General features: G+C 45.0%; 12 protein-coding genes. 5 read left to right on the plus strand and 7 right to left on the minus strand.

All coding sequences use genetic code 11. The features are described 5' to 3' along the window. Nucleotides 1-157 precede the first annotated feature (157 nt). The 4 genes from Q9R46_RS19540 to Q9R46_RS19555 form a co-directional block, all read right to left on the minus strand. On the minus strand, nucleotides 158-2023 hold the full coding sequence (locus Q9R46_RS19540; protein ID WP_311281417.1) for a hypothetical protein: 1866 nt from the start codon (nucleotides 2021-2023) through the stop codon (nucleotides 158-160). A gap of 11 nt (nucleotides 2024-2034) precedes the next feature. Further along, on the minus strand, nucleotides 2035-4326 hold the full coding sequence (locus Q9R46_RS19545) for a glycosyltransferase family 2 protein (RefSeq protein WP_311281418.1): 2292 nt from the start codon (nucleotides 4324-4326) through the stop codon (nucleotides 2035-2037). Further along, a complete protein-coding gene (locus Q9R46_RS19550; RefSeq protein ID WP_311281419.1) occupies nucleotides 4326-5420 on the minus strand; it encodes a GtrA family protein in 1095 nt (364 codons plus the stop codon). The genes Q9R46_RS19545 and Q9R46_RS19550 overlap by 1 nt, the downstream gene beginning before the upstream one ends. A 372-nt stretch (nucleotides 5421-5792) precedes the next feature. After that, a complete protein-coding gene (locus Q9R46_RS19555; RefSeq protein ID WP_311281420.1) occupies nucleotides 5793-7061 on the minus strand; it encodes an L-lactate MFS transporter in 1269 nt (422 codons plus the stop codon). A 247-nt stretch (nucleotides 7062-7308) separates the two neighbouring features. Between Q9R46_RS19555 and Q9R46_RS19560 the strand changes: the two genes are divergently transcribed. After that, nucleotides 7309-8031: a YheC/YheD family protein gene (locus Q9R46_RS19560; RefSeq protein WP_311281421.1), complete on the plus strand. Its 723-nt coding sequence runs from the start codon at nucleotides 7309-7311 to the stop codon at nucleotides 8029-8031. 127 nt (nucleotides 8032-8158) lie between these two features. Continuing rightward, on the plus strand, nucleotides 8159-8647 hold the full coding sequence (locus Q9R46_RS19565) for a GNAT family N-acetyltransferase (RefSeq protein ID WP_311281422.1): 489 nt from the start codon (nucleotides 8159-8161) through the stop codon (nucleotides 8645-8647). 114 nt (nucleotides 8648-8761) lie between these two features. Here the strand turns inward: Q9R46_RS19565 and Q9R46_RS19570 are convergent, their stop codons facing one another. Next, nucleotides 8762-9097 (minus strand): hypothetical protein, encoded by a 336-nt coding sequence (locus tag Q9R46_RS19570; RefSeq protein WP_090923530.1) that lies wholly within the window; start codon nucleotides 9095-9097, stop codon nucleotides 8762-8764. Between the two features lie 142 nt (nucleotides 9098-9239). Further along, nucleotides 9240-11369 (minus strand): 5'-nucleotidase C-terminal domain-containing protein, encoded by a 2130-nt coding sequence (locus Q9R46_RS19575; RefSeq protein ID WP_311281423.1) that lies wholly within the window; start codon nucleotides 11367-11369, stop codon nucleotides 9240-9242. 503 nt (nucleotides 11370-11872) lie between these two features. Between Q9R46_RS19575 and Q9R46_RS19580 the strand changes: the two genes are divergently transcribed. Continuing rightward, complete coding sequence (locus tag Q9R46_RS19580) at nucleotides 11873-12499, plus strand: hypothetical protein (RefSeq protein WP_311281424.1); 627 nt, start codon at nucleotides 11873-11875, stop codon at nucleotides 12497-12499. Nucleotides 12500-12685: 186 nt separating this feature from the next. Here the strand turns inward: Q9R46_RS19580 and Q9R46_RS19585 are convergent, their stop codons facing one another. Next, nucleotides 12686-18988 carry an Ig-like domain-containing protein gene (locus tag Q9R46_RS19585; protein ID WP_311281425.1) on the minus strand — a complete coding sequence of 2101 codons (6303 nt, stop codon included), beginning with the start codon at nucleotides 18986-18988 and terminating at the stop codon, nucleotides 12686-12688. Nucleotides 18989-19388: 400 nt separating this feature from the next. Between Q9R46_RS19585 and Q9R46_RS19590 the strand changes: the two genes are divergently transcribed. Both Q9R46_RS19590 and Q9R46_RS19595 read left to right on the plus strand, forming a co-directional pair. Further along, nucleotides 19389-19937 (plus strand): DUF6199 family natural product biosynthesis protein, encoded by a 549-nt coding sequence (locus tag Q9R46_RS19590; RefSeq protein WP_311281426.1) that lies wholly within the window; start codon nucleotides 19389-19391, stop codon nucleotides 19935-19937. A gap of 389 nt (nucleotides 19938-20326) precedes the next feature. Next, on the plus strand, nucleotides 20327-21619 hold the full coding sequence (locus Q9R46_RS19595; RefSeq protein WP_311281427.1) for a hypothetical protein: 1293 nt from the start codon (nucleotides 20327-20329) through the stop codon (nucleotides 21617-21619). Nucleotides 21620-21735 lie beyond the last annotated feature (116 nt).

Raw genomic sequence — 21735 nt, forward strand, 5'->3', positions numbered from 1 at the left:
TTTATCCAGGATATCAAAAAGCTCCACTCACCGGTTTCATGGGAGTGGAGCTTTTTTAGCCTGTCCTCGTTACTACCATAGCGTGATCATAAGACGGGGACGCTTCCTTTTTTTGATAAAGGAAACGTGCCTTGGATCACTGGGTGGTAGGCTTCATTTAAACGGAGGTTAATGTCAGCGTAATCTGATCACCGGATCGGGTGATCTTATAGATCCCTTTTTGCATATCAATGCCGTAGTGCTTTTTCAGTAACATTTTCGCGTTGAGATCCGTCTCAATCACCACAAGGTAGTCGTAGTTACTTAGCAAGTTGTCCATATTATCCTCGTAGAACAGCACGATACCGTCCACATTGGGAGCGTATAAGAAGTATCTACCCACGTATTGCATATAATAACTTGTCACCTGCTGATCTCGGTCAGAACCATAAAACAAATACTTGCTTCGATCCTCTTTGCCGCCGGTATACCACCGATCCCCTGTCACCGTATGAACTTCGTAGGGAAGGGTTTTGTCGTACGTCCTCGTGATTGAAATCATACCGTTATATTCGGACAAGAGGGTTGTTGCCGCGAGTGCCATACACGCGATGATTCCCTGTTGATAATGCCTCTTCGTCTGTACCGTCTTGAATGATTGATAATCAGGAACCTCACCGATGCGGTAATGGAACGTACGCTCAATGTCAACAGCTGCACAGAGTACCAGTCCACCAGCGAACAATACCACGATACTTGATGCGTAACGCTCGAACCCAGCCAGTCGGACGGCTTCATCCACAGGCATGGAGAACAGATATAGTGCCAGAATCCCGGCATAGTACAGTACAACGATCACATTCAGTGCAATCAGCACTTTCCACAGATTCCACTTCTTCTTGAGCACCACGTAAGCCACAATCGAAGCAGCGATCGCAGCAACTTCAAAAAGAACAATACCCAGCACAGGTCTGGATGTAATATCCACGCTGGATTTCAAGAAAAGCACAAGAATGTCCCACTTTTGCTCTGCTGTTTTACCCGACTTTAGGGCAGCGGCTGCTCCCTCGAACTTGTTATTCACACCGCGGAATACCGTTGCCATACGCCAGCTCCAACTGAAATAAGGCAGTAACGCCCCTGCAATCGTACCAAGCACAGCGAGTCCAATCTTCCAGTTCGCACGTTGCTTATTCGTAAGCCAGATATATACGAGAAAAATCAGGCCCACGGCAGCAAAAATGATGCCTGTACTTTTGATTACCGTCAGCAGACCCGCCAGAGGCAGAATAATGATGCAAGCTCGCTTAAGATCATGACGATACTGGTATATCGCCGCCACAATTGCGAGTGCAAAAATTGGAAGCAGGAAGTCTACGAGCAGGTTGGTGATACGGATCGTCAGGTTGAAAAAGGACAAGGTCGATAAACCTAACCCGAGAAAAGCATATAACAGGAACCGTTTTTTCTCTGACACGATGCCAAACATGGCGTAGAAGCAGGAAAAGATCAGCAACCCCTGCGCCAGCAGCATAATCGGCTGGGCATGTCCCATAAATCGGCAGATATAGTAGATAAACGACGACGTGCCGAGCGGGTAATTTTTAAACTCAATCAGGTCCGAATTCGGTGTTGGAAACGCATTGGTGCTGAGCATCTCCTTCACCACAATCGCCCAATGTGAGAAATTATCGTAGTGAGTCAGCTCCGTGTGGAACAGAATGAGCAAAAATACGAAAACCCCGCTCAGAAAACTCAATTGAAATAACGAAAATGATAATGACCATGTGCCCCGTTTACTCTGGTACAAAGCTTGTATTACTCTGCCTCTAAACAACAATAAGCCTGTAATTAGCACAACAATGCTGCCCGTGAAGAGCTGCCCTGCTAATCCGGCAAAATAGACGATACAGGCGATAGCCGAGAACACAAATATCGGAATGAACTCCCACCGGATGGACATCACCTTACGGACAAACTGCATATAACCGATCATCGATACTATGAGTAAAATGCCCATCACAAGTTGAAGCAAAAACAGCATGTCTATCTCTCCTAACCCTCTTTGGTGAACCGCTCAGCTTGTGGAAGAATCAAATCACTCAGTAACTGATCAATCAAACCACGCCCCAAGATCTCATCGATATTCTCTACGGAGAGAAGCACTTCACGTTTGTTTGCCGTTGTTTTTCCCGTATGTTTTAAGACCACTTCAATGTTGCTTTCCGTGTAAAAGGTAACTTCCGACCCTTCTGCTATCTTACCTTGCAGATTCGTGGCAGAGAAGAAACGATAATTAAAGCTGAGCAGTGTGCAGCTCGCATGATTCGTAAACGTAACGGGAAGATGAAGGGAAAGCCTTGGCATCTTCCGCTGATCTGATTTGGGTCGCACAATCCGTTTTTTCACATTACGCAACATATCGTCATATGCAGTGTCCCATAGATTCATTTGCTCCGGCAGTGAATGCTTCCGGTCATAGATGAGCTGCATGTATTGCCGATTATCCGTCTCACTGAGCGGTTTAACCGTTGCGGAATAGCGCCATCCTTCGCCATCTGCCTTGACATATACGATAACCGCATCCAGATTAGCTTCGTATCGACTCGATTGCACGACCAGAGAGATCGTCTTCTTCTCCGGTAGATAGATCGGGTACGGCACATAAAACGCGATGCCATTTTCCGAAAGATCCACTGTCTTGGCCTCGTAACGTAGCGTGCTGTCTGGATAACGGATGATTACATCCTCTTGCGCCCGTATCCGTTCATTCTCCCGGTATGCTCGCCGCCCGATCATAAAGAAGAGTGCATAGAACAAGGCAATCATGTTGTGAACGAGCCAGAAGATGATAATACTGCTGAAAAATAAAGCAATGCCGTACTTGCCGTTCACGTACCGAATAATCGCAGCGATGGACAGGATCACCAGAAAAATATGCGGCAGTGCATATTTCATCGAGGCAATCCACTCGCGTCCGGTTGAACGATTTTTATTCGTCACCTTGAACTTGCGCTCACGGATACCTACAGTCTCCAGAATAACCGGCCAGATCAGATACGGCATGAAGATGGTATCAATGACCTGACTCCAGCGCTGGTTCCGTATATTACTGGACAGATAACGCATCGACAGACTGTAGAAGAAATACGATGGCAACCAGAAGATCAGAATCTGCCAGAAGGTCGTATTTACGATCTGGAAATCAAATAAAGCGAACAGAATGGGAGACAAGATAAAGATCAGCCGATTGAAAAAAGACCACCAGTATAAAAAACTGCTCACATAGGTCACTCTCGTCCAGAAAGGCAACTTTCTGGAGATCGGTGCACGCGTATTTTGCAAGCTCTGAATGATGCCCCTCGCCCATCGTATCCGCTGTTTGATCATGCTCGGAATCGTGGTCGTCGTCTGTCCTGCAGCTTGAACCTCCTGCGTCGCATACGTGATATACCCTTCTTGCTGCAAACGGATGCTTGTCTCAAAATCCTCCGTAATGGTGTTCAGTGGGAATCCACCGATATCCACCATCCCTTGCCGGGCAATCACTGTATTACTGCCCGTATACGCAACCGCATTGGACGCATTGCGCAGAATGTTAACCTCGCGCGAGAAAAAGTCCTGTTCATTCGGAATACCTTGCTCCGCATACAGATTGAACTGGAATAGATCCGGATTGTAAAAGCTTTGCGGGGTCTGTACCAGCCCCAGCTTAAAGGTTGGATCGATCTCCTCCTCACGGCGAAGGCGCCATTCCCCATTTTCTTCGATAAATGTGGAGAGCATGAAATAGGGTACGGTTTTCATCAGAAACGTATGCTGCGGGATCATATCTGCATCAAAGGTTGCAATGAGTGGAGACGATGTCTTGCTCAGTGCATTGTTCAGGTTGCCGGACTTCGCATCCTTATTACCAGGAAACCCTAGATAACCGATGCCGAACTGCTTCGCCAGTTCCTCTACCGCAGGCCGTGCGCCATCATCACACAGGTAGATATGTACCTTCGACTTGTCCGGGTAATCCATAAACGTACAGGCATTCACTGTTTTATATAAAAGGTCAACGGGTTCGTTATGTGTGGCAATAAATACATCGACGTGCGGGTAATATTCATCCGGGATCACCGGAAAATCGAGCTGCGTCCGTTTCTTTTGCATCTTTTGAAAAAACAACTCAAAGGTCGTGCCGACCGTAACCGCCTCCGCCAAAATGAGCAGCATGCCAAAGATGACATTCAGCATTCCTTCTCCCCATGGCAGCGTAAAGAACATACGCCAGATCAGATAAATGGTCATGAGAATCATGGTGATGATAAAAAATACATTTTGCCTTTTCTCGTTTTGCACTACAGCTGCTTCCTCCTTGCTGCAAATACCCACTTCCGCTGCAGTTGAAAGCTTAGCAGGAACAGGATGGCATCACAGACGAATTTCGCTGCCTTCTCATCCACGAGGAATAGGGTATGGAATAAATAAACGCCTGTACTCGACAACAATATAACCATGCCACACAACGTTAAGTAACGCCACAGACTACCCTTGCTGTCTTCCTTGCGGAACACAAAATATCGATTCAGGACATAATTCACGACAATCGAGATGACTCGGGCAATCACGGTTGCGAGCAAAATTCTTAAGTAATGCTGATCCCCCATCATGGGGCGCAGGAAATCGATCAAAAACCAGGCAATGCCCAAATCAACGACAGAGCTGGCTACAGACGAAGATATAAAACGAAAGAAATTCGAGAACAGCACCCCCATCACACGGGCACTATCCTGAATCGCTTTGAAATGGGTACCCGCATTGCCATTCTCATAGATGACCTGAATGGGTACCGTATGAATAGCGATACCCGACTGAATACAGGAGATCAGCATCTGCAGTTCATATTCAAACCGCTTGCCGCGTACATCCAGCATAAATGACAATAGCCCTGTGCCGAAGGCACGAAGTCCCGTCTGGGTATCCGACAGTTTTTTTCCATATAACAGCGCAAAAATAAACGACGTCATCCGATTACCAAACAACGATTTAGGCGGAATATCGCCCTCACTGAAATTTCGCACGCCGAGCAGTAAGTCATTCGGACGACGCTTGGCTTCCTGAGCAATCCGATACACATCTTCTGCAGCGTGCTGCCCATCTGAATCCGCAGTAACCACGTAGTGAGCCTGCCCATAATGCTGTGCTATGTACCGAAATCCGGTCTTCAGCGCCTCGCCTTTCCCTTGGTTCTGTGCGTGTCGCAACAAAGTGCATCCATTATCTTCTAATTCTTCGAAAATGTGCTGGTATTTCTCGCCAGAACCATCATCTACAATGACCAATTTCGTAAAACCGTAGTCTCGCAACTGACGTACATAGGATAAAAGTCTATCATCTGGTTCCAGCGAAGGAATGAGGATGATCGTTTCGTCCTTTTCTTGTGCTATAATCATCCGAAATGAGCCCCAATTCGACATATTTTCATGAAAATTTGGCGTATATTAGCGTTAATATCTTCCTTGAATATAGGAGAGTATACCATCGAAAAGGTGGAGCGTAAACGAGAATTTTTGTAATCTAATGGTAAAAAAGTTTTACATTTTCATGTACATATGTTAGTCGTAACAGACTATATCACTCTGATATATTAATCAATCAGCTACCTTAAAAATAATAAAGAACCCCCGTCTATTAAACGGGCGGTTCGGTTTTTGTCATATGGCCTACACAACAGCAAATTAATAAGGTTTTATTACATATCTAGTCCAGCAGAATCCCCGTATTCATCGCCGTAAGAATCATAAATACCAAGGAGTTGCCTTTGCTCAAACGGTCACTTTGTGGTTGTTATTCACATTTTTACTCTGATATCTGACAGCCCACTTGTATACGAAAGTCAGAATAAATCCGGTCAGGCCACAGACTGCTGCAATCACAAAGGCTCTCTGATAACTGCCATCTGCGCTATACACACTTCTCATGATTGACGGTCCAAAATAGCCCGCCAGCGCAAATCCGATAAACATAATCCCGTAATTCACACTGTTGTTTTTGGCTCCAAACTGATCCGCCGTGAAGCCGGGGAATACCCCCATCAAAGAACCAAAGCTTAAACCAATCATGGAAATGCCCATATAAAATGTACCTACACTGTTCTCTCCTGAAAAATAAAGCAAGATCAGGCCGGCCACAGATAAGAGAGACGTAATGGCCAGTGTATTGATTCGGCCAATTTTGTCTGATATATAGCCAGCCAGAATCCGTCCACCTGTGTTAAACAATGCCAGTATAGACACGACTGTTGTTGCAGCCGCTGCCGACAAACCAACCATTTTTTGAGCGATAGGTGAGGCTTGAGAGGTGCACATCAGTCCGGCAAAAGCTCCGCTGATCAACAGCAGGATCATCACGTAGAAGATCGGGCTCGCAAGCATACCTTTCCAGTTTTTATTTTCTTTTGGCGCGCCGCTGATATGGGCAGCATTAGGTGTCCATCCTGAAGGTGCGAAATCGGCTGGACATTTTTCAATAAAGAACGAAGCCACACAAATAATAAGAAGAAAAGCGACCCCTATCATCATGAATGCTGAGGTTACACCAGAGTTGCTGATCAAAATATTGGCTACCGGAGGAATGATCACAGAGCTTAACCCGTAAGCAGCTGTTGTTACGCCACCAACCAATCCGCGTTTGTCAGGGAAAAACTTGATGGAGTTACTGATCGTACACCCGTACACCATTCCCGTTCCCAGACCAAGCACAATCCCGTAAGCAAATACCAGAAAACCTACAGACGTTGCAAAGCTGGATAAAATCATACCGCCCCCGAACAAGATTCCTCCAACCAGAATGACCTTCTTGGGTCCGAACCTGTCATTAATCCATCCGCCCGATATCATCGTGATGGGCCCAACTGAGTTGCAGATGGTAAACGCAATAGCCAAATCTCCGGGTGTCAATGTACGCCCTGTGAGACCACTGAGATAAGAGGCCATCGGGGCAGCAAATACACTCCATGCATAGATGGAGCCAATACATAAATTAATAAAGCAGCTCGCAATCAGAATAATCCATCTCTTCTTTGTCAGTTCCACTGAGATCTTTTCCCCTCATGTTGTATTGTGAAATTATTCACTAACTTATGCGATATAGTGTATCACAGCTTTTTATATCTATCTATGACAACACGTATAGCTTTATAAAGTTTTTTTGTAGCTGGTGAAAAGGACAGCGATTCTCATTTTTAGACGAATGGCGGCTTATGCCAGAGACAGGTTTGAATTAAAATAATAAAGAGAGTCGTAGACCCTGATATGACCCTGAACAAAGGCTGTGATGTTAATGGTATTTCAACGGGACAAATGGCTGCAGTATCGCGCCTTTCGCAATGTACCTTTACTCGCCAGGCGACTACCCGAAACACAGTTGCTGGAAAATGAAGCATTGCACCATATGCTGTTACAACATTCAAGTGTCGTGCTGAAACCCTGCGATGGACGTTATGGCAGAGATATTGTGTTCATCCGGCGTCTGAAGACAGGCACCTACCAAATTCAAAACGAGAATAACATCATTACCATGCAAAACAAAGATGAATTACAGGATTGGTTTGATCAACTAAACAAGGATCGTGAGTATATCATCCAGCAACGTCTATATTTAGCTCGCATTCAGCAAAGGCCGTTCGATCTTCGCATCATGGTTCAGCGTCAAAAAGCAAACTCGTCCCCTTGGAAAGTAACCGGTTCCTACGCCAAAATCGCCTCACGCGGATATCTGGTGACTAATGTGACCAACCGTACCATTCCTGTGCTCAAAGCGTTGCAATTAGCACGTGTAGGTGGGCGGAAACTGCTCCTTCAAATCGAGCGTACAGCTCTGCTGGCTGCCCGGAGTCTGGAAGTTCAATACCCTGATCTGAGACAAATCGGTTTTGATATTGGCATCGATAAAAAAGGCCGCGTCTGGATCATTGAAGGCAATTATCGCCCTGACCTGCGTCCTTTCAGGCGCTTGAAAGACTCTGCGATGTATCGCCGAATCTTGTGGTACCAGAAGCATTAATACGAGGATTTACACGAGCCAAGAAGCGACTCCCCGTTGATCTGGGCAGTCGCTTTAACTTTTCGATAGAGACTGAGATGCTTTATAATATGAATAGTAAAATTGCGATTCAAATAGGAGAATACATATGAGAATTATGGAAAGCCACCAAATCCCGGATACAAAACGGAATGATTTTTTTGCTGAGCATTGGGGGAGTCCTCAGATGGTCATCTCAACAGGGGTCTATCACAGTGATAAGCTGAACGGGTACGCAGTAATAAATGAAGATGGAGAAATCAGAGGCTATATTACGTACGTTATGCATGAAGATCATTGCGAAGTGATCTCTCTGGATAGCCTGGACGAAAATCAGGGGATTGGGTCAGCCCTTTTGGCGAAAGTAGAGGACACTGCCAGGCAAGCCAAACGGAAGCATATTCAGCTGATTACCACAAATGACAACCTTCACGCACTCCATTTTTATCAGAAAAAGGGATACCAGATTATTCAAATCTACCCGGATGCAGTAGCAAAAGCAAGAGCTTTGAAACCAAGCATTCCTCTCGTTTCTGAACAAGGCATCCCCATTCGAGACGAATTGCTTCTGCAAAAGATACTGGTTTTTACTAGCTGATCCGTTAGTGATGTGATGCATGCAATCAAACGCTAAAAGAAGCGACTCTCCATAGTTTCATCGGAGAGTCGCTTCTTAACATCTTTTTCTTTGTTCAATGGGATGCCGATATCGTTAACATTTCCGGCGGCGTCTAGCCGAACTTACTACACGCGTGACCCGGAACTGGTTCGGGCCCACCTGGATAATGGCAAACTGGCTATAGGATGTTCCAGATGACGTGTACGGTTCTGCCTCAATATTTCCACTTGGTGTGATCACAGTAGCAGTAATCCGAGTTACCAGACAAACACCACGCCCCGAAGACTGCCAAGTCCCTTCACGTTGAACACTGTAACGGTCATTGCTACAGAAAATAGACGCATACTCGACCGTTCCATACGCATTAAACGAAGTAGAGTTATAGATCTGAACCGGATCATACCCACCTGTTGGTCTACGATTTCCCATTCTCAAAACCTCCTTATTGTTGATAGTTTATTAGATGCAATAGAGTGATTTTGGTGAGGGATAGACGTGGACAAGGCTGAAAAAGTGTTTTTGTCTAACAAAAAAACCACCCGCTGGATAAGCGAGTGGTTTGCGGTGAGAATTAAGAAGCTTTCGCCGCAGCTGCTTTTTCAATGATTGCTTTAGCATCATCCATCGAAAGACCTTGCTTAGGCTCCAGCATTTTTTTGTCCGTTGCACTGAAAATGCCTTTATCGATCAGTTTCGCCAGTGGCTTCACTGCGTAAGCAGATACGGATTTTCCATCCTCAAAGCCAGCAATGGTCGTTGCCGCTTTCGCTTCGGATGCCGGGCTGTTCACCAATTTTGCCAAAATCGTTGCTACCTCTTCCCGAGTGATATCACGCTCAGGATAGAAGTTACCGCCGTAGCCTTGAATAAATCCGGCTTTCGAAGCTTCTGCAATAGCATCGGCATATGCAGCATTCGCAGCAACATCTTTGAAAGCAGGGGCTGTCGATACCGCGTTAAGCTTCAGCATATCCACGAGTGCAGTGACAAATTCAGCACGAGAAATAGGTTCATTGTTTACTGGTGCCGGTGTTTCTGTTGGTTCTGTAGCGACACCGATGTTTGTAATACGGGCTTCTTTTTTAGCTTGAATATCGCCGCCCTTGAATGTATCTGTGATGTATTTGTAGAATACATCCAGGTCAATTGGGCCAGCCAAAGATGATTTCGCATCCAGTAGCACTTTGTAGTTATCTCCACCTGCAGCCATAAAGTTGTTCACAACAGCGGTGTATGATTTTTTAGGATCAACCGGTGTGCCGTCTTCCAGTGTAAGGGCCGTCACACGTTCAGCAACCGGCTTGCTGAAGTCGGCTGAGTATTTCAAACCAGCGATTTGCAATGTTTTTGTGTTTGGTGTGCCGTCAGCATTGGTACCCCATTGCTGTTGTAGCAACGTTTTTACTTGCTCACCTGTGAGTTCCAGCTTCACAAGTGTATTGCCGAAAGGTTGGATTTTAGCCAGATCTGCAAAGGTCACATCCCCTTTTGGCAGGTCTGCACGGATACCGCCTGGATTCATGAATGCAAAGTCAGCCTTGCTTGCTTTGTCTGCAAAGTCTGCTTGACGCATCGCATCTGCAATCAGATTGCCCAGCGGAGCTTCGTTATTGTATGCATCTGTACGCACAACAGAGCCATCCGTTGTACCTACTGGCTTCGTCAGCTCAGGGTGCTTGTCCAAAGATTTTTTAATGATAGCAAGTGTTTCAGGGTCTTCTTTTACACCCTCTTGGAACGTTGTTGTTACGGTAGCCGACTTTTCAGTTACATCTCCCGTAACAGGGTCAATCATCAGCTTGATATCTTCAAACGCTGTACCATAAGAGTACGCTTGCACGATCAGCTTGCCATTCACGACACCATTCGCCAGAGCGTGATTGTCACCCGCAACGATGACATCCACAGGAGAGTTTGCAGGCAAAGCTTTTGCCAAGTCAGCCGCTTCTCCAGTTGTTGCACCTTCTTTGGTCGATGCTGGATCATGTGCCAGGACGATGATCGTTTCTACGCCTTGGTCTTGCAATTCTTTCGCATATTTATTAACAGCTTCAACTTCTTCTTCAGCACTCAGGAAACGTACGCCTGCTGTACCTGCTGGAGATACTTTGTTTGGCGTTGATTTCGTCACGAGTCCGATGAATCCGATTTTGACGCCACCTACTTCTTTGATCACATACGGTTTAATCAGGGGTTTACCTGTGGAGTTTTCGATCACGTTTGCGTTCACATAATCAAATTTCGCACCGGCATGGGTTACTTTACCTTCTTTTGGATCTAGACCACCAAAAATTTGTGCCTTCAATGCAGCGATCCCTTGGTCGAATTCATGGTTGCCCAGGGAACCCACATCAAATCCCATCATATTCATCCATTCCATGGTAGGCTCGTCACGATCCATAGATGAGACTGGAGCCGATGCACCAACCGAGTCGCCGTTATGGAACAGCAAGGAATGCTCATATTTGGCCCTAGCTTCTTTGAGATAGGTTGCTAGAATTGGAGCAGAACCCGCCTTCTTATCACCAACCACGGATGTTGTATCCAGTTGGCCGTGGAAATCGTTGATTCCGATCAAATGTACTTCAACATCCTTGCCTGCGGCAGAAACGGAACCCGCTGCACCGAACAGTTGAGTGAGTAATAATGTAGCAGCAGCCACACGAATGGTGCTTTTCCCCAAAACTTTTTTCCAAGACATGAGTAAACAAAACCCCTCTCCAATTTCAGATCCTGAGATATTTTACCACAGTTCAATTCAAAAAAGTGGTTAAATCTATTAAATCTATGTAAAAAAAATTACAAAAGAATACAGAACTCTTTATATTGAAAATGTTGTATTTTATATTTTTCTCTTGCTATAGTGGAATAAAATGTTATATATTCTCTTTGTAATCAATTTCCAACTCTGTTAAATGAATGAACTATCCTCTTTCACTACCACTATGCCTTCCTGCAACTTCTACCAAACATATTGAAGATCACAACGATAAACCATCTATTCTAGCATTTGATTTCCATTAAAGGAGGTGACCCTGAGAGCACTGTACATATGGATGTCCCATGAATCACCACTGGGGGATGTGTTGATTGCTCTTTCACCACTTCTGACCGAACGCTATGCTGCATTACGCAATACCCGTAAGCGTTTGTTGTACTACGCAGTTTGCATCAACCATTCTAAGAAATATAGGAGAGTGTCCAATGAAAAAGCTATTTTTCCCTAAATCGTTCCGCATTTTTATCGCGTGTTTGCTGATCCTGGCCTTTGCTGTACCTGCGACAGCTTCCGCAGGCTACCTTGGCGATAAACTTCTAATCGGTCAGAGCATGCAAAAGGGGGACTACCTCACCTCGCAGGATGGCAGGTTTTCGGCGATCTGGCAAACTGACGGCAATTTTGTAATCTATCAGAACGGTTCTTCGATCTGGAGCACGAGTACGAATAAAAGCGGGGCCATTTCATTTAAATTCGAGCAACAATACGGAAAGCCTATCATCTATCAGTACGGAACGAAATGGCAAACCGTATATCAATATGCATATCGCTGGGGAACTAATCCGGCCACAGGTAAATATGAATATTATTGGGGACCAGGCTGGGATACGATTTTGGTAACCGATACGACTAAACAGGTAGCTGCTTGGTCTGCAAATACTGCGGCATGGATTCCAGGCCATCACGGAAGTACACTGTCGGCGGATACACCAGGAGATACTTTCGTCATGCAAAATGATGGAAACCTGGTTCTATACAATACAACCTTGACCAACGCATATTATCCGAATAGCTGGATTCCTGTCTGGGCTTCCAATACAGGGGGACGTTAAGAGGAATCGGCCATGCGGATACTTATGGTGAATGATACTCACCATGAACATGAATATGTGAAAAGCCGAAGCAGGCGTGTATCCCTGCTTCGGCTTATTTCGTTCCTCTTTTTGACGCTTTTTAAAGCAACGCTATTGTTTTTGAACATCTGCTCCATCTACTCTATTATGGTAGTAAAGCGAAATTTACCACAGATCTTCCGGAATGTATTTTAACATCGTTTCGGAGCCATCTGGATTGATCTTGTACGTATGCGTTCTTGTTGCTTCCTCAAGATCTCCGAATGACCATCTGCCCAAACGGTTGTCCGGATAAGAAGCTTCAACCCCGGTTAATGGGCCTCTGTACAACATCCCATTGATCATTTTGACAGCTTCCTCTCTGGTAAGCTGACTGTTAGGTTGGAAGGAGCCATCTTTGTAGCCTGATAAGAACCCGAAACGGTAGGTTTCATCGATGGACTGCTCCGCCCAGCTCCCTTCAATATCGGTAAACGAGCTGATTCTCAATACATTGTTCATCTTCAGCTCTCTTGCAACTCCTAGATAACGGGCAATGGCTGTTGCCAGTTCTGCCCGTGTGATCGGTTGATCTGGCTTGAACGTGTTATCTGCATAACCTTTAAATATCTCTTTGTTTACAACTGCTTCGATGTAATCGGCTCCCCAGTAACTTGTAGCAACATCGCTGAACAGCTGAACGTGGTGAACCTCATCTTGCAATTGCAGTGTACGGGCAAAGATGGCAGCAATCTCTGCACGGGTAATGAGTCGTCCGGGTTTAACGTTACCATCTGGATATCCCATAATGTAACGGGCATGCTTATGTTCATAACGGTTAGAATACAACATCACTTTGATCAAGGATGCATCATCTTGTGTATTCGTAAGCGTAAGCTTGTGATCCGTGCCTATACTAGCCGTTATGGTCCCAAAATCCTCGCCTTCGTTCATATCGTTAACCTTGAGTTTGAATGTCAGCTTGCCTTGCGTTCCTCCCGTCAGTTTACCAACATTCCACTTGAGTTCTTGGCCTGTCAAAGCACCGCCGTTCGCATCAACCAAACTTAGCCCTGAAGGGATCTTAACTTTGATGTACACACCATCGGCATCGACCGAGGTTTTATTGGCATAGATCACGGTGAAGGTAAGTGTATCTCCTTCGCCACCCTTCATTTTGTCAACCAGAATCGCTGTAGCGAGATCGATAGACCCCGAAGGCGTCGTAGTTGTTGGGACAGTTGCTGGTGGAGTTGAAGTTGTCGGTGAGTTTGATGCACCCGTACTCGTTCCTGTTCCTGCTCCTGCTCCCCCTCCATTCGATGTTGGCAGAGGTGTCATGCTAAAGTTATACAGCACAATATCCGTACCCACATGAATCAGCGGTTGGTTTGGATCAACAGCTCTGCTATCGAAATCTTTATATCCTGCCCGCTTCGCAGTTAAATAATAGTCCGTATGCGGAAACACCATAAAGGCGTACTGCCCTGTCGCATCACTTGTCTGCGGGTTGGCATTATCCGCTGGAGGGAAGTTATTCACCGGAGGCAAGTTAACAACCGTTCCGTTACTGTAATGAAGTGTAACAACGGCACCGGTTATCGGCTGACCTGTCACGGAATCCGTAATCGTACCGTACGGGTCAATGAGTACTTCACTGATGCTGATCTGTCCGTCTGCATTAATCTCGGCATTCATGTGCCCTACAACGATAGGTTGTGTCCCGCCTCCTGGAAGCGGAATGTTATAGATGACTTTCGCCGTATAGCTGCCCTTGAGCACACTATCGATATTAAATATACCGTTGTGGTCAACTTGACCTGTATGATCGCCATTGCCATCATTGATCAATACGTTGTATCCACCGCCCACAGTCCCATCGAGCGTTGCGGATTCCCCTTGCGTTTTTCCTACCAGGACAATACCTGATACAGTTTTATTTCCGTCAAAGGAATGGCCATCCACACTTCCGTTTACGGGGACGTTCTGATTAAACGTGACCGATTTCTGCTGACCGTTGATCTCAACCAGCTTTGTAATCGATACATCGTATGTCACATTCCCCTGCGGTATAGCAATGGTGTATGCTCCGTCAACTCCTGTAATGGCAACGGCGTGAAAATCAGCAATGCCATCTCCGTCAAAGTCTTTACTTACTACAATCGAGGAATCTGCTAGCGGGTGTCCTGCTTGGTCTGTGACAACACCTGTAATAACCCCAGGGGTAATCGTGATATAGATTGTGTCACTAACCTGGATACCCTTTTGGCTATCATCTACGGTTGCCGTCAGCGGTATGGATACCGATCCCGCACCCCCAAGAACCGCTGCAGTAAAGGTTGTCTTAGCAACGCCTTGTGAATCCGTCAGAACCGTTATCGTATTGGTATTTCCGGTAAAATGACCGTACGTTGTATTCGGTACTTCAAACACAACTTCAACGCCTGCCTGAGGACGCCCCTCTTTATCGGTGATCACCGTCTTAAATTCGGATGTAGCCGTACCATTACCTAGTATGGATGAGGGGTTGGCTGTTAATGTTATCTCGTAATCCACAAGTTCAAAATCTTCGGTGATACGTCCGTTTCCATTCACATTTGCTGTAGACACAGAGACTTCTCTATGCGCCGGGCTATATCCATCACGCACAATTTCCAAAATATAATTATTGATGATGACATCTTCGAAATTGTACTTCCCATTTGTATCGGTCGTAGTACGCCCCTTCTCTTTACCTGCAAGGTCGCGCAAAATTACAGTAGCACCAGATACCGGATTTTGGGTCTCTTTATCTCTGATTGTTCCATCAATGCTAGGGTTGATAAACGTGATTGTAACCGTAGCTTCGTTGGAATTACCTACTCCATCAAAAGCCTGATAAGTAAACGTCACACTGCCAGATATTTCTCCAGCAGGCACAAACGTAAACGACCCATCGGTGTTAACATTCAGTGTGCCCTTGCTTGGATCACTCAGGGAGCTGATGTTCACGGCAGTAAGCGTACCGTTCCCTACAACGGTATCATTCGATAGAATACCGGTTGCCGCAGGAACGTTCAGCGTACGGCCCTTCACTACCTGATAGCTGTCATTCTCAGCTGTAGACAGCTTACTGAATTTTGCATAATAGTCTCCCGCTGAGGAAACCGTCAATGGATAAACTTTATCCGTACTTACAGGTGTACCTGTACCTTCCTCGTTGTCGTACCATCCTGCGAAGGCATAACCGGAAGCTGGATTTGCCGTAATCGTTGCCGATTCACCAAGTGCGTAGACACCGTCACCGTCTGTTACACCACCAACATCACCAATGACATGAGTCGTGATCGGCACTTTGATGGTGATGGTAACCGTAGCTGAACTTGAGTAGGCTGTCCCGTCATAGGCCTCGTAAGTAAATGTCACATTACCCGACGCATTTGCGTCCGCAACAAACGTAAACGAACCGTCCGGATTCACATGTAGCGTACCTTTGCTCGTATCACTGAGCGAACTGACATGGTCCACTGTGAGCGGATGAAGCTCATCATCGGTATCGTTATAGAGCAAGCCCGTCTCAGCCGGAACGTCCAGTGTGTCTCCGCTCCTAACGTTGTAGCTGTCGTTTTTCGCGGTTGGCTTATGTGCAGGTGGTGTAATGTTAATCGTCACCGTCGCTTCATTCGATAGGGCAGAGCCATTACTAACTTTATAGGTAAATGTCACACTGCCCGATGCTTCTGCCTCCGCCACAAAGGTAAATGATCCATTTGCATTTACATGCAACGTACCCTTGCTTTCATCACTGATTGAACTGATGCTTACAGCGGTAAGTGTACGCCCCTCGCCATCCGTGTCGTTAAGCAATAGGCCCTCTTCCACTGGAACACTGAGTGTTTCTCCTTTCACAACGCTATAAGTATCGTCATGAGCTACGGGTAGAGATGTGAACTTTGCATAGAAATCCTGATCAGTCTGAACATTGAACTGATAAGTTGCATCCGTACTTACAGGAGTCCCTGTTCCTGATTGGTTGTCATACCATCCTACGAATGTATAACCCTGATTCGGACTCGCTGTAATTGTCGCAGCATCACCAATGTTATAGGTGGCATCGCCTACAGATGTACCCCCAACAGCTCCAATAACATGCGTATTGATGACAGCAGTGGTCACGTTGGTTACATTCGTGGATACCGTATTGGATACAAGGTTAATTCCCGAAATGACAGCAGTGTCACTATCCAACGTCTGTGGTGTACCCGGTGCAGTTTTCGTAAAAGTAAGCACCTTGCTGTCATTGGCCGGAACATCAATCCCGGTTTGGGTTTGGCCATCGCTAACGACGCTGAGCCCTGTAATAGCTGTATTTGTATAGTTATAAATGGTCACTTTATAATCGATAGACCCGTTAATCGGAACGGTTGCCGGACCGGTCTTCATCATTCCCATCTGCAAATCAAGCTTCCCGTTGTTTCCAAGTCTCATGATGGCCTTGCCATTATTCAGCGATTCCTCGGTTACATACGTTGCGCCAATTCCACCCGTTTTGGAAATGGTCTGTTTACTTGTTAAAGCCTGATAATAGGGACTGTCTGCAGGTGGGTGGAAGTACGCTGCCGTCTTGGCTCCATCACTCGCATTGCCCGCATTGATGTAACGGGATGTGTCACCCACCTGATCAGGTGCTACCTGAAAAGTCGGTTTTACTTTATAACTGATCTTAAAAGAACCGCCTGTTGGCGCGCTATAATCTCCAGGCTGCGGACTTGTCCGGTTCTTGAAGCGGTAAATATGCGATTGCATATCATCTGCGTCAATATACCATGTAAGACTGCTAACGCCTGCGACGGTTTTAATGACCGCCTTACTTCCATAGCCCGCGAATGCATACGCTGTACCACCGTTTATATTCGTATTTGTGTCTACTGTCGCAACAGCATCCCCGATTTTTAACGTGGACAGATCCACAGCAAAATCATTGCTGATATCGTCTGCAACAACGATAGCACTGGCGATATCCGCCGTTTCCGCACCGTTCCCCAGATCCGTGGTTTCCGGTATGTTGAGAAGCGGAAGTATCGTTGTGGTAGCTTCGACATCATTGGTTAATCCAGAAAAAGCTGACTTCACAATGTCATACGTTGGGGCAAATGTGTAATAACTACTGTATACAAATGAATTGGCATAGTTAAATCCATTAGGCCCCTGAGATGCATATGCACTCAGTTTGTCATATGTGTTCTTGGCGGTACCGTAGTTATAATTACTATCTTCCTTATTCTCGTTGACTCGTTTCGGGTCAAGTCCTGCCCACGCATACACAGGTTCGTTACCGTTATACGGTCCATTGATCGCCGTTGTGGAACCTAGCCCCACAGTATACACTTTGGCCTGAGTGGCTTCTCCCCCATTGTATTCGGTGTATTTACGATCCAGGAGATCCTTCATGTACGCACCGGTAAGAATGGTTAACGCAGCAATTTCCGGATCACCTGTATTTGCCAAGCTAGTACCGGCTGCAGCTGGTACATACTTGCTTCCATCCGTCCCACTCTGATTGTAATTAGCAATCGTTGTAGCATCCGCTACCGCATTGGCAAAGTCGGTCTCAAATGATTTGCCCTTTGGCGAAGAAAACCATGCTTTCTTGGCATGAATGGCTGCCCCGTCAGATAGAAGGAATAAGTATGGCTGGCGCTTCGGGCCTGTTCCCTTTGTTCCCACTTTCCCCATCGTCTTCGAGACACCGTACATGATGCCGTCCTGCGTTGGGGTTCCTGCTCCCAGAGAAACTGCAGATTGTGCTCCAACTCCACTGCCATCCCTGGTTAAATTACTGTTCAAAGTGACCGTTTGGTTGCTATCTGTATATTTCAGATAATCTTCCGTTCCGTGACCCGAACTAAACTCGTAATGTCCCAGTTCCATAAACGTGCCCAGGTGGCTGGAGGAAGCGGACCCGCCAAACCAATATACCGCAACACGGTTGTTGGGATTCGCATTCATAACTGTCCGGATGGCTTCATTTGCAGCATTAGCCATGGCTTCAACACGATAATAGATACCTGGATCGCCTGCTTTTGCAGCAATTTCTCTACCACTGCGGCTACCCATAGAGGAACTCATATCCATAATAAAAGTTACATCTGCCGCTGAACCGTTCGCGTTACTATTGCCCCCGACACCTGGATTGGTCGAGTTGGATGTCATATACTCTTGTGCCAGTGCAGATAACTGAATATTGAATGTACCATCATTCTCTGCCGTAACACTCTTGTCTGTCCAGATCCGTCCATCTGAGGCAGCTGTACCGAAACCAGCAGGTGCTGTATCTGTGACCGGATCGGCCGTTAACTTCACACGATATTGCTTGTAGTTTGCCTCTGCTGTGGTTGGAGCGTTATCTGCATAGGCTACTGAACCTAATAATGCAGATAGGCCACTCCCCCCCAGGATTAAGCATACCGTGAGCACAATAGAAATGAGTTTTTTGATGCCTTTGGTCATATCCTTTTTGCCTCCATATAAAATTGAAATGTAATTGGTTCTTTTGGCTGTAGATGATCCTGAATCCCCTTTCATATATGCAACCCAGTTGACTTGCTATAGGGGATTCTTGTGTCCGATCAATAAACGTGTATTAACAAAGCAATCTACTGAATCTATTATTGTCTATGACCTACTTTCTATATCAAAATGATTAGCGAAAATTAGTATAACCTTTGTCTCTAAACAAATACTGAACAAGCATTTATTGAGGTTATTCCGTTGTTGCTTCACTCGTTTTAAATGTTTACCGCTTCAAAGGAATGGTTATGGTTTCAGTAACGTTGGGATTCGACTTTAACAAACATTAATGAGATGCACGTTCAATTCAGATGATGAACACAATTAAGGATGTGATGATTTGACAGGAGTTGTAGGCGTACTAATGTTAATCATAGGTCTAGTTATGGCCATATCACCTTACTCCTTTTGGTATTTCAGGTTAGGATGGAAACTTAAAAATGCAAAGCCTAGCGATTTAGCATTACGTGCTGAGCGGTTCTTAGGGGTAATTTTCGTCATTGTTGGTTCCATACTCATTGTCTCAAGCTGCTCATCTAGTCATGGGACAGACCACGACTGGGCAGACCATTTCAAAGAAAAACTCTCTGCTGGGCAATTACAAGAAATCAACATCGGCCTATTTAATCCAGTAACATTAACGGATGAAGAGACAAGAACAGTTATTGGCATGATGCAGCATGCAGAGCTGAGGCCTATGGATTTTGAGGAAAGTTCTGGAGCGAATAACATAGGGGAAATGATTTTTAAAGATGGTACCCGCTTGGAATTAATCATTTTTGGATCATCTGGTGGTATTGAATTGCAATCCGTTTCTACCGATGCACATTATGAAATCGTAAGTGATGAAATAGAAAATTGGTTTCGTTCAAATTATACAAATCAATAACAAGAGCCCCATCCTGCTGGGGCTCTTTCTTCTTGTATAAAAGATTAGATTGGCTGTCAAAGTATACATACATCACTTCAGATAACTCGTTTTAGATCCTTCTTTTATAAAACCCAACTTTTGTATCATATAAATTTTTTTTTTATATCTGGAGTCCGTGTTTATCTGGCTCTAATCTAGCCCCTGCGTTAATTCTAGTCCACCTTACCCGATGCTCCAGTATAGTTTTCAGTTTAATGTACTAAATTTGTTGTTATACGAACTACTTCTGGTGTAGGTAAAAATAACTACTATTTATTCCGAAAAAAGGTACTACATTTACAAATCATATTCATTTTGGTATCTTTAAACCTCGACAAATTAAAATCCAATATTTAGGAGGTTTTATCTTGAAGAAGTTAATGTCTTTGTTCCTTGCGACTACATTACTCACTTTTTCTCTAGGTACTAGTGTCTCTGCATCCGACGAAGTATCTAAAGATCGTATCCAAATTCCAAGTAATACCGTATATGATTTAGATACTAAGGGTGAGAAATTAGGCAAATCAGCCAATTTTGATTCCAGTAGTGTAGATATCAAATCTATGGAGAGTAACGGTGCAGATTCTGTTTCCTTATCCGGTAACGTGAAGACTAACACTGGAGAAAAAGAATTCCAACTTACAGGCGGGTTAAAGAAGGCTGGTTATACGGACAGTCTAATTGTAGGAGAATTAAAGGATAACAAGGACAATTTTGAAGTTGTCTACTTCGGAATTGATCGCAAACCCAACAGCAATCTAGCTTTATTACGCGATAAATTCAAGAATGATGATACTGTTGTTAAACTGTATTTGCTTGAAAAGAATACAAGAACCTTTACGTTTTTGGAAACCGATCAGTTAAATGATAAACTTCATACAGATCAGATGTTTAACAATTCGGGCTCTTTTGAAGATGCAGAACATACAGACATGTTTTGGTACGGGAAAGTATTTGAACCTGTTCGAGAAGAAACCAACGATGGATTAACAACATTTGCTGCGTCTCTGGCAAGTGGTAAGTCGGACAAAACATATACTGCGGTATACAACGCGGGTGTTGCTACAATAACAGAAAAAATGACGGTAAGAGCCTATGTTGAGGGTCCCTCATCTCTTAGTGGAGGTTCTGGGGACTTTACCACAAAACTTTATCCCCTGTCCGTAAGTACGACATCTAGCGTAGGAACCGTTAACTCCAAAACCTCAGGCTGGAGAATGGGAGTTCATCAAGATACAACCCTTGAAGCTTATACAGCTCCTGGGGATGTAATACGGTCTATTATGTGGGATTCATCTTATAGTACCCTTGGTAAATTAAAACTGAATGTAGCTTGGGGACTGTCGGTTCCTAATACAGGTTTGTCTTTTGGAGTAGGGTATACGAATTCACAGAACATCGCAGCTGGAACATTAAAGGTATATGACAATAGTGGTAGCAGTAAAGTAAGAAGATCAAAATTAACGATTCCGAAAAGTCAAAAGCTGGAGCTTCCGAGCCACTCCTTTGATTCTGTTATTAAAGTTGGTCACTACAGTACACCAAAACAGAAAACATTAAACCTCAAATTCACTTATTATATCTCAAACATTCAGGATAATTACAACGCAGCTACAGGACCACAAACGCATAATCTATCTTTCTCTTACAACTCGAAATAATTCATCAAATCAGGACTACCCGCTATGCGGGTAGTTTTTTTGTTTCGTGCGTTTCACGTATTCAACGGGCTAAAGCCATTACAAAAAAGCCTTAGGAAAGATCCTAAGGCTAAATC

Origin of the sequence: Paenibacillus sp. RRE4 (assembly GCF_031844205.1) — a bacterium.
In the GTDB taxonomy this organism is placed as follows: Bacteria; Bacillota; Bacilli; order Paenibacillales; family Paenibacillaceae; genus Paenibacillus; species Paenibacillus xylanexedens_B.

What these genes read in the sequence shown, in the direction of transcription:
- Q9R46_RS19550 (WP_311281419.1), bottom strand. Translation starts at nt 5,420, where the DNA reads ATGATTATAGCACAAGAAAAGGACGAAACGATCATCCTCATTCCTTCG.
- Q9R46_RS19580 (WP_311281424.1), top strand. Translation starts at nt 11,873, where the DNA reads ATGAAAAAGCTATTTTTCCCTAAATCGTTCCGCATTTTTATCGCGTGT.
- Q9R46_RS19570 (WP_090923530.1), bottom strand. Translation starts at nt 9,097, where the DNA reads ATGGGAAATCGTAGACCAACAGGTGGGTATGATCCGGTTCAGATCTAT.
- Q9R46_RS19560 (WP_311281421.1), top strand. Translation starts at nt 7,309, where the DNA reads ATGGTATTTCAACGGGACAAATGGCTGCAGTATCGCGCCTTTCGCAAT.
- Q9R46_RS19575 (WP_311281423.1), bottom strand. Translation starts at nt 11,369, where the DNA reads ATGTCTTGGAAAAAAGTTTTGGGGAAAAGCACCATTCGTGTGGCTGCT.
- Q9R46_RS19585 (WP_311281425.1), bottom strand. Translation starts at nt 18,988, where the DNA reads ATGACCAAAGGCATCAAAAAACTCATTTCTATTGTGCTCACGGTATGC.
- Q9R46_RS19565 (WP_311281422.1), top strand. Translation starts at nt 8,159, where the DNA reads ATGAGAATTATGGAAAGCCACCAAATCCCGGATACAAAACGGAATGAT.
- Q9R46_RS19540 (WP_311281417.1), bottom strand. Translation starts at nt 2,023, where the DNA reads ATGCTGTTTTTGCTTCAACTTGTGATGGGCATTTTACTCATAGTATCG.